This is a genomic window from Altererythrobacter sp. MTPC7, from assembly GCF_042851395.1.
In the GTDB taxonomy this organism is placed as follows: domain Bacteria; phylum Pseudomonadota; class Alphaproteobacteria; order Sphingomonadales; family Sphingomonadaceae; genus CAJXSN01.
Map to the genome: position 1 here is coordinate 1 of NZ_BTGS01000045.1, position 855 is coordinate 855.

Below are 855 nucleotides of genomic sequence, written 5' to 3' on the forward strand. Positions count from 1 at the left end.
CTAGGCCGTGTTGACAAAAGACATCAGCCATAAGCGGGCGGCGGCGAGGTTGAGGAAGCTTTCAAAGGAGAGGACGGTCTTATCGTAGCGGGTAGCGATACGGCGCTGCTGCTTGAGCTTGCCGAACATGCGCTCGACGCGGTTGCGGTCCTTGTAGCGGCGATAGTCAGGGTGCTCTGGGACCTTACGGTTCGAGCGGGGCGGGATGATTGGCAGGATGCCCCGGATCAGCAGGCTTTCGCGGAAACGGTCGCTATCATAACCTTTGTCCGCCAGCAGTGCCTTGGGCGTGGCGACAGGGATCGCCATAAGCGGCTCGGCAGCGGTGTAATCAGAGGCCTCGCCGCCGGTCAAGATGAAGCCGACAGGGAGTCCTTGATTGTCACATCGGGCATGGATCTTGCTCGTAAAGCCGCCGCGTGATCGACCAAGAGCGTTCGCACAAGCCCCCCTTTTCCGCCCGCTGCCGAGACGTGGCCGCGAACGCTAGTGCTGTCGATCATGTGCTGCCAGTCGTCGGTGAGGCCCAGATCGACCAGCGTTTGCAGCAAGGCATCCCAGACACCTTGTTCTGCCCAGCGCCGGAACCGGACATACACCGAGTTCCACTTGCCGTATCGCTCATGCATGTCGCGCCAGGGACAGCCGACCCGCAACACGTGGAGCATGCCATTGAGGAAGCGCCGATTATCGCCCGCTGGTCGCGCCCAGCGACCACGCTCAGGAGGCAACAGCGGCCCGATCAACTCCCACTCCGCATTCGACAAATCCCCGCGGCCCATGACTGCTCCTCAAAAAGCAGTCTTGAATCAGAAGACGGGGCCCTTGGGAATCCCTTTTGTCAACACGGCCTAG

The 855-nt window shown here is 61.2% G+C and carries 1 pseudogene; it reads right to left on the reverse strand.

Features of this window, described 5'->3' with window-relative positions:
• Positions 1-782: pseudogene (locus ACGHJ7_RS14750) on the reverse strand (IS5 family transposase).
• Positions 783-855 lie beyond the last annotated feature (73 nt).